General features: G+C 62.5%; 15 protein-coding genes. 4 read left to right on the top strand and 11 right to left on the bottom strand.

Annotated elements, in window-relative coordinates; all coding sequences use genetic code 11:
* Positions 1-10: 10 nt before the first annotated feature.
* Positions 11-1,357, top strand: coding sequence for a deoxyribodipyrimidine photo-lyase (locus tag DBV08_RS11855; protein ID WP_124567546.1), 1,347 nt, complete (start codon positions 11-13; stop codon positions 1,355-1,357).
* Positions 1,358-1,361: 4 nt separating this feature from the next.
* On the opposite strand, the gene DBV08_RS11850 is transcribed toward DBV08_RS11855, so the two are convergent.
* The 3 genes from DBV08_RS11850 to DBV08_RS11840 all read right to left on the bottom strand — a co-directional run bounded on the left by DBV08_RS11850 (position 1,362) and on the right by DBV08_RS11840 (position 3,712).
* A complete protein-coding gene (locus DBV08_RS11850; RefSeq protein ID WP_124567545.1) occupies positions 1,362-1,730 on the bottom strand; it encodes a VOC family protein in 369 nt (122 codons plus the stop codon).
* Positions 1,731-1,893: 163 nt separating this feature from the next.
* On the bottom strand, positions 1,894-2,340 hold the full coding sequence (locus tag DBV08_RS11845; protein WP_124567544.1) for a hypothetical protein: 447 nt from the start codon (positions 2,338-2,340) through the stop codon (positions 1,894-1,896).
* Between the two features lie 133 nt (positions 2,341-2,473).
* Entirely contained in the window at positions 2,474-3,712 is a 1,239-nt protein-coding gene (locus DBV08_RS11840) for an MFS transporter (RefSeq protein WP_124567543.1), read from the bottom strand.
* A gap of 114 nt (positions 3,713-3,826) precedes the next feature.
* Here DBV08_RS11840 and DBV08_RS11835 point away from each other — a divergent pair, with 114 nt between their 5' ends.
* Positions 3,827-4,417: a TetR/AcrR family transcriptional regulator gene (locus tag DBV08_RS11835; protein WP_095971248.1), complete on the top strand. Its 591-nt coding sequence runs from the start codon at positions 3,827-3,829 to the stop codon at positions 4,415-4,417.
* Between the two features lie 158 nt (positions 4,418-4,575).
* Here DBV08_RS11835 and DBV08_RS11830 read toward each other — a convergent pair whose 3' ends face one another.
* Positions 4,576-5,169 carry a TetR/AcrR family transcriptional regulator gene (locus DBV08_RS11830; protein ID WP_095971247.1) on the bottom strand — a complete coding sequence of 198 codons (594 nt, stop codon included), beginning with the start codon at positions 5,167-5,169 and terminating at the stop codon, positions 4,576-4,578.
* An 87-nt stretch (positions 5,170-5,256) separates the two neighbouring features.
* Between DBV08_RS11830 and DBV08_RS11825 the strand changes: the two genes are divergently transcribed.
* Entirely contained in the window at positions 5,257-5,643 is a 387-nt protein-coding gene (locus DBV08_RS11825) for a DUF1304 domain-containing protein (protein ID WP_124567542.1), read from the top strand.
* Positions 5,644-5,652: 9 nt separating this feature from the next.
* Here the strand turns inward: DBV08_RS11825 and DBV08_RS11820 are convergent, their stop codons facing one another.
* From DBV08_RS11820 to DBV08_RS11810, 3 genes are all read right to left on the bottom strand, one after another.
* On the bottom strand, positions 5,653-6,162 hold the full coding sequence (locus DBV08_RS11820) for a hypothetical protein (protein WP_234036847.1): 510 nt from the start codon (positions 6,160-6,162) through the stop codon (positions 5,653-5,655).
* Positions 6,163-6,453: 291 nt separating this feature from the next.
* Positions 6,454-7,299, bottom strand: coding sequence for a mycofactocin-coupled SDR family oxidoreductase (locus DBV08_RS11815; protein ID WP_020970454.1), 846 nt, complete (start codon positions 7,297-7,299; stop codon positions 6,454-6,456).
* 93 nt (positions 7,300-7,392) lie between these two features.
* Complete coding sequence (locus DBV08_RS11810) at positions 7,393-9,309, bottom strand: propionyl-CoA synthetase (protein WP_124567540.1); 1,917 nt, start codon at positions 9,307-9,309, stop codon at positions 7,393-7,395.
* 170 nt (positions 9,310-9,479) lie between these two features.
* Here DBV08_RS11810 and DBV08_RS11805 point away from each other — a divergent pair, with 170 nt between their 5' ends.
* Complete coding sequence (locus DBV08_RS11805; RefSeq protein ID WP_260395538.1) at positions 9,480-10,763, top strand: MFS transporter; 1,284 nt, start codon at positions 9,480-9,482, stop codon at positions 10,761-10,763.
* Between the two features lie 5 nt (positions 10,764-10,768).
* Here DBV08_RS11805 and DBV08_RS11800 read toward each other — a convergent pair whose 3' ends face one another.
* The 4 genes from DBV08_RS11800 to DBV08_RS11785 all read right to left on the bottom strand — a co-directional run bounded on the left by DBV08_RS11800 (position 10,769) and on the right by DBV08_RS11785 (position 15,470).
* Positions 10,769-11,806, bottom strand: a complete 1,038-nt coding sequence (locus tag DBV08_RS11800) for a hypothetical protein (RefSeq protein WP_124567538.1) — start codon at positions 11,804-11,806, stop codon at positions 10,769-10,771.
* The gene (locus DBV08_RS11795) at positions 11,803-13,290 is read right to left on the bottom strand and encodes a carboxyl transferase domain-containing protein (RefSeq protein WP_124567537.1); all 1,488 of its coding nucleotides are present in this window, start codon (positions 13,288-13,290) and stop codon (positions 11,803-11,805) included. Before DBV08_RS11795 ends, DBV08_RS11800 begins: the two co-directional genes overlap by 4 nt.
* Positions 13,291-13,383: 93 nt before the next feature.
* On the bottom strand, positions 13,384-14,577 hold the full coding sequence (locus DBV08_RS11790) for an ABC transporter permease (protein ID WP_095971239.1): 1,194 nt from the start codon (positions 14,575-14,577) through the stop codon (positions 13,384-13,386).
* Positions 14,574-15,470: an ABC transporter ATP-binding protein gene (locus DBV08_RS11785; RefSeq protein ID WP_019744869.1), complete on the bottom strand. Its 897-nt coding sequence runs from the start codon at positions 15,468-15,470 to the stop codon at positions 14,574-14,576. Before DBV08_RS11785 ends, DBV08_RS11790 begins: the two co-directional genes overlap by 4 nt.
* Between the last annotated feature and the right edge of the window lie 22 nt (positions 15,471-15,492).

The raw sequence follows: 15,492 nt of genomic DNA, 5'->3' as shown, positions 1-15,492 counted from the left end.
GCTCGACGGGGTGAGCAACTCTGTGGTCTGGTTTCGACGCGATCTGAGGGTAGGTGACCTTCCCACGCTGAGTGCAGCGTCGGATGGCGGCGGACAGGCGTTGGGTTTGTTCGTTCTCGACGACAAACTGCTCGGACCGGCAGGCTCACCGCGCCAGGATCAATTGTTCGCGAACTTGACGGCGCTCGATCACCAACTCGACGGAAACCTGATGGTTGTTCGAGGTGATCCGGCAGACGTGGTGCCCCGTGTGGCGAAATCCGTTGGCGCCGAAGAAGTTCACATCAGTGCCGACTACGGACCCTACGGCCGACGGCGAGACGCGGCGGTGGCCGAGAAGGTGGAGTTGATCGCCACGGGATCTCCGTATGCCGTAGCGCCCGGGCGTGTCACCAAGGCCGATGGTGATCCGTACAAGGTATTCACGCCGTACTTCCGTCAGTGGATGGAACACGGATGGCGAGGCCCCGCGTCGACCGACGCGCAGACCGTCCGTTGGTTCGATCCGAGCGACAAGGACGGTGGCCCGCGCCGGGTGAGCATCCCCGCGCCATCCGCGACCGTGTGCGATTTCGTCGGTGAGGCCGGTGCCCTCGAGCAGTGGAAAGAATACTGCGAGAACGATCTTGACCGGTACGACGACGAACGAAATCGACCCGACCTCGACACCACGAGCCGGATGTCGATTCCGCTCAAGTACGGCACGATCCATCCGCGAACGATGTTGGCAGATCTCTCCCAGCGGCTCGGCGACGGTGCGCAGGCTTACCGTCGCCAACTGGCTTGGCGAGACTTCTACGCAGACATCCTGTTTCAACGACCGGACAGCGCCCGGAAAAACTATGACGACAAGTTCGACCGCATACGTCACGATGGCGGAGCCGACGCAGACTCCGCTTTCAAAGCCTGGTGTGAGGGCAGGACCGGCTTCCCGATCGTCGATGCCGGCATGCGGCAACTCGCAGCCGAGAACTGGATGCATAATCGGGTGCGAATGATCGTCGCGTCTTTCCTGGTGAAGGACCTGCACATTCCGTGGTGGCGCGGCGCACGGTTCTTCATGTCGCAACTGGTGGACGGTGACTTGGCCTCCAATCAGCACGGATGGCAGTGGACTGCCGGGTCTGGCACGGACGCTTCGCCGTTCTTCCGCGTCTTCAACCCGATCATGCAGGGGGAGAAGTTCGATCCCGACGGCACATACGTCCGCCGGTGGGTTCCCGAACTCCGCGATGTTCCCGGGAAAGCGGTCCACTCGCTGAAGGCGATGCGCCCGGTCGACTACCCGGATCCGATCGTCGACCATGCGCAGGAGCGTGAGGAAGCCCTCCGTAGATACGGCGAGATCAAGGGTTGAGTGCTCAGTGATCTGCGGGCGCTACGCGGAGGCGGTTCCCGTCCAGATCTGAAATGACGAATGTCAGACCGAAGACATCTTCGTTCGGCTCCTCGACGACCTCGACGCCCTTGGCTACCCACTCGTCGTGGATCGCGCGTATTTCGCTGCTCCCGCCGTCGACCAATAGGCCGACTTCGAAATTGCGCGGTGTCGCGGGATCGAGGTCGCGTGACTTGCCGCTCCACAGTGCAAGGACCACTCCGCCGCCGAGGTCGAATGTCATGTACCGAGGGCTGAGGACCTCAGGCTTCGCGTCGAACAATTCGCCGTAGAACGCTGCTGCGGAGGCGGCATCGCTGACGTAGATCAGAAACTGGTTGGGTAGTCGCACTGTGGTTTTCCCTCTCCCGTTGATTTTCGGGCCACCGGCAGCGGGGCGTGTGCCTGGTCGTGCGGGGCTGCGTTCAACAATCCCCGCGCGCCGGACGAATGTCCAAGAACGAATGCGTCTGAGAGGCAGACGGATTTCTTATGACGACGCACCTTCGCTGCAGTCACACCGCACCGAGGTGGTACCCGACGCTCAGGTTCGGGTAGAAGCCGTCGATGTAGCTCGAGATGAAGTAGCGATCAGCGTCCGTGGTTCGAGTTCCGTCGGTGTCGAACTGCGGATAGTCGTTGGCCATGAAGACGGCTTGTCCGCCGCCGGGAGTGGAATAGACGACGTCGACCGTCAGGCCTCGCGGATCCTCGTTGTACGCGGTGACGATCTCGGTCTCGTGGGGTGCGAGCGACTGGCGTGGGCTCTGCATCCACTGTCCGTCTGGATTGTCGGCACCTTCGAGACGAATCGTCTGTTCGGTGTCGTTGCTGATCGTCATCGTGATGGTGTTGCCCGTTGTGGGAAGAGTTCCGGCACTGGCGATTCCGCTCAATCCCAAGGTGAGGGCGCCGGCGGCCAGAGCTGTGATTGCGGCAACTACGTAGCGGGGGTTCGTCATCGTCGGTGTCCTTGTCCGGGTGGGCGTTCGGTTGTCTGTCTCGAAGACAACTATGTCGGAGCAGATCGATGCCGTCTGTCCACTCTCCGGACCCTGTGCAGGACGAACGGTGTGTCCACCGATCGGGGGACACCTACTCCGGCACGGAGGTAGTCGTACCCTTCCGCTCGCCGGTGACCAGCAATCCGATCAGCGCGGCGGCCGCGAGCACCATGACGAGTGCGCCGTAGCCACGCGTCGTATCCACCAGTCCGACCTTGCCGACCAGGTAGCCGGCCAGCAGTGCCGGAAGGCTGTTGGCCAAGTATGCGATGACGTAAACGGTGGACAACAATCCTGCGCGTTCGTGGTTGGCGGCTAGTGGCATGACGGTGAGGATGGTTCCCTGGAATCCCGCTCCGAAGCCGATACCGGCAATTGCCGTGCCGGCCAGAATGAAGACTGCAGAGGATATTTCAGCCCCGACGAGTGTGACGGCCACCCCGAGTACCAAGGCTGTGGTTCCGATCAGCATCACGGTTCGGCCACCGAGTTTACGGAAGGTGAGCACCGCTGCGGCGCCGAATCCCGTCAGTGTTGCGACCATGACGGCGCCGATGAGCGAGCTGTGAACCTCAAGTGCGTTGCGTGCCAATGCAGGTCCGAGTGAGAGGTAGAACCCGCCCAGTGCCCACACCGCGATCAGGCACGGCGCGGTCAGGGCAATCATCGTGCGCGCCTGGCGAGGAACGGCCAGTGTGGGGCGCAGGGACTGCCAGGCTCCGGGCCGACCACCCGACGTCTCGGGAGCTGCCCATACTCCGAAGATCTCGAGAATGACAAGCATGAGAAGGACCAGGTAGACAGTGCTGGTGGGTCGGGGCAGGTGCTCGCTGATGAGACTCGAACCCACGGCTCCGACGGCAAGCCCCACCGTCGGAGCAACGCTGTTGATGATCGATCCGCGGCCCGGAGTGCGTTCGAGGTCGATCAACGCAGAACCCAAAGCACTGATTGCAGCGCCGGTGGCAACACCCTGCACGACGCGGGCGATCAGCAGAACGGTCAAACCGTCGGCCGAGGCGAACAGGGCGAGCGAGACCGCCTCCAAAGCGAGCGCTCCGAGCAGGACCGGGCGCCTGCCGATGTGATCGGACAAGGATCCGGCGGTCAAGAGCGTGGCGAGTAATGCGAGAGCGTAGATGCCGAACACGAGCGTCGACGCGAGCGAGGAGAATCCCCACAACTGTTGATAGTGCTCGTACAGCGGCGTCGGGGTCGCGGAGGCGCCCAGGAACGTGGCGATGATGACGGCGATGAGAGTGAAAGCGACGCCTCGCCCCAAGCGTGGGCGCGAAGTGCTCTCGGTCGGTGGTGAAACGGTCGTTGTCATTGTCGTAGGCGCTTCCCGTGCGGGTGGTGAAGACTTCAAACGCAAATACTTTGCGTTTGGGACGCTACGCCTGGCCGTAGCCTAATGCAACATCTTTGCGTTAGTATTGGTTTCATGAGTCCGTCCGCAGGTCCGCGTCCCGGTGGCCGCAGTGCGCGCATCCAACAGGCAGTGCATGCGTCGGCGCGCAAGTTGTTGGAACAGCGTGATCGAGCAGAGATCACGGTGCCGATGATCGCGACCGATGCGGGCGTGACCCCGTCGACCATCTATCGGCGGTGGGGGGACATCAACGAAGTTTTTGCCGACGTCTCGATCGAGAGATTGCGCCCGGACGCGGACCCGCGTGAAACGGGTTCGCTCCGAGGGGATCTGACGGTTTGGGCGCAAGAGTATCTCGAGGAGATGTCTGCGCCTGTCGGTCGCGCGTCACTGCGAGATGTGTTGATGAGCGACGATCAGACGCATGCACCGGACGGTACGAAGAAGTTCAAGTGTGCCTTCTTCTGTCGGACGCAGATCGACGTGATCCTCGCGCGTTGGCCGGAAGCGGCTGGCGTGGATGGTGATTCGGTAGTGGACCACGTGGTGGCGCCGATCGTCTACCGAATTCTGTTCGACCTCGAACCGGTCGCGCCGCAGCGCGTTGCGGAATTGGTGGATCAGACACTTGCTCTCGCGGCGCGGGTCGTTGCCGAAGGTTGATCGCTGCGTAGGTCCACGGCCGGAGAATCGCCGAAGTCCCGACGTGGATCGAGGGTTGGCCCATCCCTCCGAGGTAGCCACTGGCGATCGCGGGCGTAGTCAACGTGGGCATGTGAAGCATCATTGCCTACCCGTTCGATTGTGGGTGACGACGCGAGCTACATGTTCCGGCTCTGCCACTCTGCGTTCAGTCGATGCGCAGATTCCAGGGTTGCGATCGCCTCGTCGGTGTCAACTCGCGCGAGGACCAGTGCGCTTACCGTGCAGGAGAGAAGGATTCGAGTGCGATCCTCCAGTGCGGCGTCCGTCTCGTTCGGAAAGGCGGCTTGTAGGCCACTGCGAATCGCAACGGCAAGTTCTTGCCGATACGCGCGAATCACGGCTGCCACCGCATCGTCGTGCGCGCCGAGTCCGGCAGCCGTATTGAGAAGTAGGCAACCGCGCCGAGGTGAGTCGGCGGTCATGGTGCCGATCGCGTGCGCAAGCGAGGAAAGGTAGTCGTCGACGGCGTCTGCCCCGGGATTTGTCGTGAGGCTGCGCAGACGTGGCCGGATGACATGTTCGAGGTACATCTGCACGGCGGCGTCGAACAATCCGCGCTTGTTGGTGAACGAGTTGTAGAGACTTGACCGACTCAGGCCCGTCGCGGATTCGAGGTCGCCGAGGGATGCGCCTTCGTACCCTCGTGCCCAGAACACGTCCAAGGCGGCAGCGACCACGGCTGTTGTGTCGAATTCTTGTGATCTGCCCATCAAAGCCTCGCTCTTTCTGTATCGTTCGGTCCAGTATATATTGGACCGAACGATACAGAATTCACTCGAAGCAACAGGAGCTCACCGATGAACGTCGCCGGCTACATCTTCGCGGGACTTGCCGCAGCAGTGCACGTATACATTTTCGTCCTCGAATCGATCCTCTGGACGGCCCCGAAGACCCGCGCCACGTTCGGCGTGAAGTCCGAGGAAGAGGCGATCACCACGCAGCCGCTCGCCTTCAACCAGGGCTTTTACAACCTTTTCCTGGCGATCGTGTCGGCGGTCGGCATCGTGATTGCGGCGACCGGTTCCGCGTCGGTCGGAATTGCCCTCGTACTGGCAGGCACAGGATCGATGGTTGCCGCGGGGTTGGTGCTGATTCTCTCGTCTCCCGACAAAGCCCGCGCAGCCGTCGTGCAGATGCTTTTCCCAGCTATTGCCGTAGTTCTGCTGGTAGTCCACCTGCTCTGAGCGGGGCCTCTATCCGCCGCCGAGTACCAGTGATTCGATCAGAGCGAAAGCTCCGTTGAGTGCTCCGCAATCGAAGGCCTCGGCCAGGGCGTAACCGATGACGAGTTCGTCTGTGCTCGGAGTGCTCGACCAGACTGCGTCGGTCTGTCTGGGATCGGATTCCTCGTTCTTGGAGAAGTGCCCGATCCGTACACCGTTGCGGGTGAAGGCACTGTTCGCGTCGTCGACTGGAGCGAAGTTCAAACTCACGCCGTCGACGAGTGCCGAGACGGAGTACGAGCGACGGGACAGAAACCCTTTGCCGACAGTGAGTTCGACTTCGTCACCACCGACTGTGAAGAACAAGTCTGCGGCGGCGCGCGTTCCGATGGGTGTGCCTTCGCGGCGCGGGGAATCGACTCGACGCGTCAACAGAGCATGTGAGTTGCCGTTTCGGACGTCGACGACCCCCGTGTCGACGTCGAACGAGATCTCGACTTTTCCGTGAATCGGGTCCGTTGCGGCGTATTTGACCGTCACTGTGCCTACCCCCTGTAAGTGTGAACTCGGGTCCATAATACGTGGTGGGAGCGTTGTCCAGTATGCCCGAATCCAAAAAAATAGTGCGGAATGACGCGCGTTTGCGGCGAAATGCTTCTACGCTGGGTCTTGGGTTTGTTGCGCATCCCACAACGGTTTTTCCCACGCCAGACGAGGAGCGCCTATGAGGTTGTCGACTACTTGTTCTGTTGCTACGAAGGCTTGATCAAGCCGGAATTGCCTCTGCCGGATGNNCATCCGGCAGAGGCAATTCTGCATCAGTTCGGGCCTTCAGCCGCCGGCGAATTTTTCCGAGGTGCCGAGATCGATCGGCAACGCAATGCCGGTGATCCCGCGCCCGGCCGGCCCCACCAGATAGAACACCGCATCCGCAATCACTTCGGGGTCGACCCACGGGTGGGGCAGCAGATTCAGCTTCGACATGATCGGAGCGGTATCGGCGAGGACAGGATTCTCCAAGTCCGGACGGAACGCACGAACCATCGGTTCGTTGTCGATCATCGTCGTTCGCACATTGCCCGGGTGTACAGAGTTGACCCGAATGTCCGCCCAGCCGAGTTCGTTGGCCAGAGACTTCGCCAACCCCCGAACGGCGTGCTTCGACGCGGAATAGTGTGCGATACCCGGCACGCCTCGAAGCCCGGCCATCGAGCTGATCAACACGATGGATCCACCTCGATTGCCGTTCATGATGTGCGGAATCGACACCTTGGTCGTCAACCACACGCCGGTGACGTTGATGTCCATCAGCTCGCGGAACTCTTCGGCGCTCAGGTCCCAGGACAATTTCGCCGACGCCGCGATTCCCGCGTTGGCGATCACGATGTCCAGTCGGCCGAGCTTCTCGACTCCGGCGTCGACCGCTGATTTCAGGGCATCGAGGTCGCGAGTGTCCGCGACGGACGCGACGATGCGCCGGCCCTGAGCTTCGACCAGGGCGACGGTCTGGGCGAGGTCGGCTTCGGTGGCCATGTCGTACCCCGCTGTTGCGACCGGCGCGCACAGATCCACCGCGATGATGTCCGCGCCCTCGGACGCGAGCTTGACGGCATGTGCGCGCCCTTGACCGCGCGCCGCTCCGGTGATGAATGCGACCTGACCGTCCAAATTGCCCATCGAACTTCCCCTGCCCGTCTGAATCGTTGAAAACTGGAACGTGTTCATACTGCTACGTTCGATGCGAGCCAGGCAGGGGAATTCTCTGAATCCTTATCCGCGAAGGAGTTTGGACAACTCGTCCAGTACGCTCGCGTCCTCGATGGTCGACGGGACCGTGTACTCCTCGTTGTCGGCAATCTGCCGCATGGTCTTGCGGAGGATCTTGCCGGAACGAGTCTTCGGTAGTGCAGCGACGACGGTGACGTCCCGGAACGTGGCGACGGCACCGATCTGGTCTCGCACCCGGGCGACCAGTTCCTGTCGGAGTGTTTCGGGATCGATGTCGACGCCGGACTTGAGCACGACGTAGCCGCTGGGGCGTTGCCCCTTGAGTTCGTCGTGAATGCCGATGACCGCGCATTCGGCGACAGCCGGGTGGCCGGCGACGACGGCCTCCATGCTTCCGGTCGAAAGGCGATGTCCGGCAACGTTGATCACGTCGTCACTTCGTCCGAGCACGAAGACGTAGTTGTCCTCGTCGATGTATCCGGAGTCGCCGGTGAGGTAATAGCCGTCGAAAGTCGACAGGTAGGACTTCACGTACCGGTCCTCGTCACGCCACAGTCCGGCGAGTGTTCCGGGAGGAAGCGGCAGGCCGATCACGATGTTGCCCTCGGTGCCCGGACCCACGAGTTCGCCCTTGCCGTCGACGATTTCGACGCGGTATCCGGGGCAGGCGACGGTGGGTGAGCCTGCTTTGATCTCCATCGGTTCGAGGCCGCGCAGGTTCGCGCAGATGGCCCAACCGGTTTCGGTCTGCCACCAGTGATCGACCACCGGGCGATCGAGAATCCGAGTAGCCCACTCGTAGGTGTCGGGATCCAAGCGCTCGCCGGCCGCGAACAGTGTGTCGAGCGACGAGATGTCGTACTTGGCAAGCTCTTTTGCATCCGGGTCGGCCTTGCGGACCGCGCGGATCGCTGTCGGAGCGGTGAAGAGTGCCGACACTTTGTATTCGGAAATCATGCGCCAGAATGCACCTGCATCGGGGGTTCCGACGGGCTTGCCTTCGTACATGACCGTCGTGGCTCCGGCGAGCAGAGGTCCGTAGACGATGTAGGAGTGGCCGACCACCCAGCCGACGTCGGAGGCGGTCCACCAGACCTGGCCGGGGCTGATGTCGTAAAGGTTCTTCATCGTCCACGTCAGGGCAACGGCATGGCCACCGTTGTCCCGGACGACGCCCTTGGGCTTACCGGTCGTTCCCGAGGTGTAGAGGATGTAGAGCGGATCCGTTGCGGCGACCGACACCGGGTCGGCCGCGGTGGCGTCGGCGATCAGCTCGTCCCAGTCGAACCAGGCTGCGGCACTTGACTTGTAGTCGGCAGCGGCACCGGGAATCTGCTCGCGATTCTTCACGATCACGGTGTGTGCGGGCGTGGCCGACAGTTGCAGAGCCTTTTCGACCATCGGCAGGTACTCGATGGTTCGTCCCGGCTCGAGGCCACCGGAGGCCGTCACGAGCACGACCGGGCCGGCGTCGTCGATACGGGTTGCGAGTTCCTTGGCCGCAAAGCCGCCGAACACCACAGAATGCACAGCGCCGATACGCGCACACGCGAGCATCGCGATCGCGGCTTCGGGGATCATCGGCATGTAGATGATGACGCGGTCACCTGCCACGACGCCCTGATCTTTCAAGACACCGGCGAAGAGCGAGACCTGCTCGAGAAGTTCGGCGTAGGTGTACGTGGCCTTGGTGGGGACCATCGCCGAGTCGAAGATCAACGCAGTCTGATCGCCGCGGCCGTCGCGCACATGCCGATCGAGTGCATTGAAACTGGTGTTCAGCGAAGCATCCGGGAACCAGCGATAGATCGGTGCGGCGGAATCGTCGAGAGCCCTCGTTGGGGCGACATCCCAGTCGACGGCACGCGCAGCGTCGAGCCAGAACTTCTCCGGCTGATCCATGCTCTCGCGGTATGCGTCGGCATACGTGGTGTGGGACGCCTGCTCGGAAGAGCTCATCGACGTGTGTCCTCTCGTGAACTTCGCTTACCGGTGACCTGAAACACCTTAGGTCACCGTCAGTGTGGTGCGCCTCAGTAGCGGTGCGGGTACCGTCCCTTTGCGCCGGGCGGGCCTGTCCCGTCGGTCAGTGGTGTGTGCGGGTGGGGTGGGATGGGCCAGGGATTGGAATGGGGTTCGACGTGACAGGTGCAGCGCAACGCGCAGGCTTCTGGGGAGTCCTCGCTCAGCGTGACTTCCGACTTCTGTGGACCGGCGACGCAGTCAGCGGAATCGGTAACGGTGTGACGACCGTCGTGCTGCCGTTGATCGCGCTTCGCGAGTTGGAAGCGAGTAACTTCCAGATCGGTGTGCTGGCCTCGGCGGTCTGGTTGCCGTGGTTGATCGTCGGACTACCTGCCGGTGCCTGGATCGACCGGCTGCGCCGCCGTCCGATCATGATGATCGCGAACGCTGCGTGCGCGGTGCTCTTTGCGAGCGTCGCGATTGCGGGCCTCATGGGGGCGGTGACGTATAGCCACCTGCTTCTGGTTGCGCTGCTCACCGGTACCGCCACCGTTTTCTTCCAGGCGGCCTACCACGCGTATCTCCCCACGGTGCTCGCCGAAGCGGATCTTGTCGAAGGGAACTCGAAGATTCAGGGCGCCGAGGCCGCAACCCGGGTGATCGGCCCCAGTTTCGGCGGACTGTTGGTAGCGACGGTCGGGCTCGCTGCCGGTCTGCTGGTCGATGCGTTCACCTTCGTCTTCTGCTTCGTGTGCATCTGCTTGATTCGTGCGCAGGAAACGGTTGATCGCGGACTCGGCGCCCGAGAGCCGTTGCGGCGCCAGATAGCGCTCGGACTGCGATTCGTCGCAGTCGATCCGTATCTGCGGCCCATCGTCGTCTACGGGACTCTTCTCAATTTCGGTCTTGCCGGGTACACCACGATCCAGATCGTGTTCCTGGAGAAGACGGTTGGTGTGGGGGAGTTCGGGCTAGGGCTGTTGTTGGCGATTGCGGGGGTGGGCGGAATTGTCGGGTCGATGATCGCGCGCCCGCTCGGGCGCCGATTCGGCACTGCCCGAAGCGTTCTCATCTGTCAGTTGGTCACGGGACCGTTCGTCCTGTTGGCGCCCCTGACGACGTACGGCGCCGGCCTGCTCTGGTTCTGTGCCGGAGGAATGGTGATGATTGCCGGCGTCGTGTCCTGCAATGTAGTGCTCGGCAGCTTCCGTCAGAGTTACTGTCCGCCGGACCGTCTCGGTCGAGTAGTGGCGACGAGTATGTTCCTGTTGCACAGCACTATTCCGCTGGGTGCGCTGCTGGCGGGCTTCCTCGGTGACCTCGTGGGGCTGCGCGGGACAATGTGGATCATGGCCGGACTGATTGCGCCGTGCGGATTGGTCTTGCTCTTGAGCCCGCTCCGCGGCGTCCGCGATCTACCGAGTCGGCCTGCGATCTCGCTGCGGTAGAGAAGTCACTGCGGTAGAGCTGCTGCCTCTTCGCTTCGAATCGCGATGCGAAGAGTCGCGAGCATGAACAGTGAGACTGCGAATCCGAACAGCGCGCCGAACTGGTCCTGCGTGAACAGATACACCTGGGTCACCAGAAGGCTCACGATGAGAGATGCGCGCAGGAGTCTCAGAGCTCGCAGGTAGGGACCGCGGAAGAGGAACCACACTCCCAGAACCACAAGAATTCCGGTTGCGACGGTGGAGATCTGGACTACGAGGTCGGAGACGTCGTCGGCCTCGACGACGTTCTCGGAAACCAGCGCGTAAATCACCTGGACTATCGCCAGAACAGCCTGCAGCACGAACAGGGTGAGTACCAGTCGGCGGACGACACGGTGTCGGAGCAGTTCCTCGGCGCGGTGGAAGAAGGCATTGCGGCTACGAGTGATTTTCGATTCGATACCGCCGACCGGCGGAGTCTGTGAATGCAGGCCGGCCTTGATCGAATCGACGAGGTCGGTGAGGCTGCGGTCTTCGACGCCGTCGAGTACGCGGAGGGCGTGGTTGTACTGGATCTCGTCGAGCTGACCGAGAGCGAGGTCCGAGAGCGCCCGCGCGCCGATGGCGAGCCGATGACGATCATTCATTCCGCGCCGAATCACCACCTCGCGCGCGGCGAGATAGAAGAGAACGAAGACGACGTACATGATCGCGATGGCAGGCTGGTAGAAGTAATCGACGTCGGAGGTGACGAATTTTCCGACCTCGTCGATGAAGAGACCGAACCCGATTCCGCCGACGAGCGTGGCCAGGTCACGCGTGCGAGAGCCCTCGGTGATGGCGGTAGCGACGATGGCGACGGCCATCAGCAATCCGCCCCACAAAACGTGTGCGATGTGCAGGGCGCCGCCCCCGATCTGGGGATAGCCCGTTGCTGCCAGATAGGCGCGGGTGATCAGCACGGTCGCGACGCCGGCGAACAGGAACAATTCGAAACGAGCCAGCGCCGCGCGGTCGTAACTGTGCGGCAGAGTCAGCGCATTCCGGTCCTTCGTCGTCATTGCGGAACTCCCAGGTTTCGATATCGCGCGATACGGGAGGACTGGCGATCGGTGTCCGACTCTTCGGCAAGCACGAAGAGTTCGTGCGCTATCGCAGCCCCTACCCTCTTGGAGAATTCCACGGGTTCGTCCGCCGCGTCAGGCGTTTCGGGAATGATCACGTCGATCACGCCGTCTCGAAGCAGATCCAGCGAACGAATGCCCTGCGCGGCGGCCATCTCCGGTGCGTGACTGATGTCGCGATGGACGATCGCGCTGGCGCCTTCCGGCGGCAGGGGAGCGAGCCACCCGTTCTGTGCCGCGAGTACCCGATCGGCGGGCAGCAGCGCGAGAGCCCCGCCGCCTGTTCCCTGGCCGAGCAACACCGACACTGTCGGGGTCTTCAGCGTCACGAGATCGGCGATGCAGCGGGCGATCTCAGGGGCCAGTCCACGTTCCTCGGCTTCCTTGGACAGCGACGCGCCCAAAGTGTCGATCACGAGGACAAGCGGGAGGTGTAGTTCTTCGGCAAGTTTCATGCCCCGTCTGGCTTCACGAAGCGCGGCCGGTCCCATCGTGGTGAGCGCGGATTGGCCACTGCGGTCCTGGCCGAGCAGGATGCACGGAAAGCCTCGGAAGCGGGCGAGTGAGAGCAAGATCGTCTTGTCGGTTTCACCCTGCCCGGTGCCGCTGAGCGGTACCTGTTCGGTCGCGGCATGGCGGAGCAACTGCCGAATGCCGGGTCGATCGGCCCGGCGCGAGAGCATCACCGACTGCCAGGCGGGAACATCGGGAATCTCGGGTGAGGGAATCGGGTCCGCGGCCGCCGGAGCCGGGGGATCGGTGAGCACGCACAACGCTCGATTGACCAGCAGACGGAGGCGGTCGACGGGTACGACGCCGTCGATAACGCCGTTGCGATACAAGTTTTCGGACGTCTGGATTCCGTCGGGAAACTTTTCGCCGTAGAGCGATTCGTAGACACGGGGTCCGAGGAATCCCACCAGAGCACCGGGTTCCGCGACGGTGATGTGACCGAGGGATCCCCACGAGGCAAATACCCCGCCGGTTGTGGGATTGCGCAGGTAAACCAGGTAGGGCAGGTGTGCCGCTTTGTGAACAGCCACTGCCGCAGCGATCTTCACCATCTGAACGAAGGCGACGGTGCCCTCCTGCATCCGCGTTCCGCCGGAGGTGGGCGAGGCGAGCAGCGGGAGTTGTTCTGCCGTAGCACGTTCGACGGCGGTCACGATCCGCTCGGCCGCGGCGACTCCGATGGAACCGGCGAGAAAGCTGAATTCACAGGCAATTACCGCGACCCGACGTCCCCGAACGGTACCGACACCGGTGACGACCGACTCGTCCACTCCGCTCTTCTCGCGGGCCTTCGCCAGGTCTTCCGCGTATTTCGGGCCGGGCCCGACGTCGACCGGCGGGGAGTCCCAGGAGACGAAGCTCTCGGGATCGAGTACCGCAGTGAGTAGTTCTTCGGCCGAGATTCGCACAACGTCCTCCAAGTAAGCAGCACCCCGTCCAGGATGAACCTACCTGGACGGGGTGCCGCCGGGGTCGCGCGGCGCCAGTTGTGCGCCGGAGAATCAGCGTCCGAACGCCTCTTTCCATGAAACGACCTTGCCGATACGAAGGATGGAGCGCTGGTAGATCTTTGCCGCGATCATCGACAGCGCAGCAGTCACCACCAGCATCAGCAGAATGGTTCCCACGATCTGGAACGGAGAAGCAACACCGGCGGAGATGCGCAGGGGCATGAGGATTGCCGAGAACGGCGGAATCCAACTCAACACGTTGCTCAGGGTTCCTTCTGGATTGCTCACCGAAACGAAAGCCACGCTGACCATTGCCATGACGAGCAGCGCGAGAGGCATCGCGGTGGCGTTGACGTCCTCCTGCCGCGAGACCATGGACCCGGCGGCGGCGTACAGCACGGCGAAGAAGAGGAAGCCGAGAATGAACCACCCGAGAGTGCCGAACAGAACGCCGATTGCCGTGCCCGTCACGGTCAGGACGCCCGTCGCCAATCCGGTGGCGACACCCGCGACAGCGTAAGCGGCCATCTGCATCAGGCCGACAGCACCGATTCCGAGAACCTTGCCCCACAACAACTGCAGCGGACGAAGCGTGGAGAGCAGCAACTCGACGACACGGCTGGACTTCTCCTCGACGACGCCCATCGCCACGTACGTTCCGAACAGCAGGATCTGCATGTACAGGAGCACCACAGCCGCGATCGACATCGCAATGCGTTGGCCCTGTTCGGGATCCGGCGGATCGATGGCATCGATGGTGACCACTGCCGTGGACGTGGCTTCGGCGAGCTGAGCCGGATCGATTCCCGCGGCGGCCAGCGCATTCGATTGTGCCTGCTGTGCAACGGAACTCTCGATGACGGCCCGCAGATTCGTGGCTACTTCCTTCTTGGTCACGACAGTGACGCCGCCGCCCGATCCGGCAATCACGGCCACGTCGAGGTCGCCGTCCTTGACCTGATCACGCGCGGTTCCGTCGTCGGAAACCTCCGTCACCGTCACCGGATTTCCGAGTGTGTCGCCGATAGACACCATCGTGGCACTGAGCGACTGGTTGCCGACCAGGCCGATCTTCGACTTGTCCTCGTCGCCGCCGGAGAAGAGTGAGAAGGCGATGATGCCGCCGATGATCGCGACCAGAATGATGACGTTGCTGATCACAAAACTCTTCTTCGAGATCTGCGTCATGAATTCGCGTCGGGCGACCAACCCGATGGCTCGACCTCCGCTCAACTGGTTGCTCATGCGGCTACTACCTCTCGGAACAGGTCGGTCAGTGACGGACGTCGAAGCGTGAACTCGTGTACCGGTCCGGTTTTCAACGCGGCGTGCAGGATCTGCTGATCGTCGGCTGTGCCGTCGACGCTCAGGAGCGTTCGACCGTCGAGGTGGCTCAGCGTGGTGACACCGATCAGATGGTGTGCCCAGCCGACCGGTGCGTCAGGAGCGAAGACCTCGATTCGGCCGTCCCCCTTGCCTCGTAGTTCGTCGACAGTTCCGATCTCTCGCATGCTGCCGCGACTGATGATGCCGACGCGATCACACAGGCGCTCCACCAGATCCAGCTGATGGCTGGAGAAGATCACCGGAACGCCGGTGCGAGCCTTCTCGACCAACACGTCACTCATGACGTCGACCGCTACCGGGTCCAAGCCCGAAAACGGTTCGTCCAGAACGAGTACCGCTGGATCGTGAACAAGCGCGGCCGCAAGCTGCACACGTTGCTGATTACCGAGGGAGAGTGAATCGACGGTGTCCTTGACGCGTTCGGCGATGCCCAGACGTTCGGTCCACCGCTCCGTGGCCGCGTGCGCGTCGGCCTTCGAGAGTCCATGTAGCTCGGCCAGATAGGAAAGTTGCGCTCCCACCTTCATCTTGGGGTAGAGGCCGCGTTCCTCCGGCATGTATCCGATAGTGCGACGCACGTCGAGGTCGACGGGTTTGCCGCCGAGTCGAACTTCCCCCGAATCTGCTCCGAGTACACCCAGCGCAATGCGCATCGTGGTCGTCTTGCCGGCGCCGTTGCTGCCGACGAATCCGAAGATCTCGCCTGGGCGCACTTCGAAACTCAGGTTGTCGAGTGCAACGACGTCGCCGTAGCGTTTCGAGATGCCGTCGATCGTGAGGGTGGCTGACATGGGTCCTTCCCATCGGTCGAGT

Source organism: Rhodococcus sp. KBW08, from assembly GCF_003852455.1.
In the GTDB taxonomy this organism is placed as follows: domain Bacteria; phylum Actinomycetota; class Actinomycetes; order Mycobacteriales; family Mycobacteriaceae; genus Rhodococcus_F; species Rhodococcus_F baikonurensis.
The sequence above is the reverse complement of the archived record's forward strand: the minus strand, read 5'-3'. Positions and strand labels throughout refer to the sequence as shown.

Coding starts and splice junctions, on each gene's coding strand:
- DBV08_RS11845 (WP_124567544.1), bottom strand. CDS start 2,340: ATGACGAACCCCCGCTACGTAGTTGCCGCAATCACAGCTCTGGCCGCC.
- DBV08_RS11840 (WP_124567543.1), bottom strand. CDS start 3,712: ATGACAACGACCGTTTCACCACCGACCGAGAGCACTTCGCGCCCACGC.
- DBV08_RS11835 (WP_095971248.1), top strand. CDS start 3,827: ATGAGTCCGTCCGCAGGTCCGCGTCCCGGTGGCCGCAGTGCGCGCATC.
- DBV08_RS11830 (WP_095971247.1), bottom strand. CDS start 5,169: ATGGGCAGATCACAAGAATTCGACACAACAGCCGTGGTCGCTGCCGCC.
- DBV08_RS11825 (WP_124567542.1), top strand. CDS start 5,257: ATGAACGTCGCCGGCTACATCTTCGCGGGACTTGCCGCAGCAGTGCAC.
- DBV08_RS11815 (WP_020970454.1), bottom strand. CDS start 7,299: ATGGGCAATTTGGACGGTCAGGTCGCATTCATCACCGGAGCGGCGCGC.
- DBV08_RS11810 (WP_124567540.1), bottom strand. CDS start 9,309: ATGAGCTCTTCCGAGCAGGCGTCCCACACCACGTATGCCGACGCATAC.
- DBV08_RS11805 (WP_260395538.1), top strand. CDS start 9,480: ATGGGGTTCGACGTGACAGGTGCAGCGCAACGCGCAGGCTTCTGGGGA.
- DBV08_RS11800 (WP_124567538.1), bottom strand. CDS start 11,806: ATGACGACGAAGGACCGGAATGCGCTGACTCTGCCGCACAGTTACGAC.
- DBV08_RS11790 (WP_095971239.1), bottom strand. CDS start 14,577: ATGAGCAACCAGTTGAGCGGAGGTCGAGCCATCGGGTTGGTCGCCCGA.
- DBV08_RS11785 (WP_019744869.1), bottom strand. CDS start 15,470: ATGTCAGCCACCCTCACGATCGACGGCATCTCGAAACGCTACGGCGAC.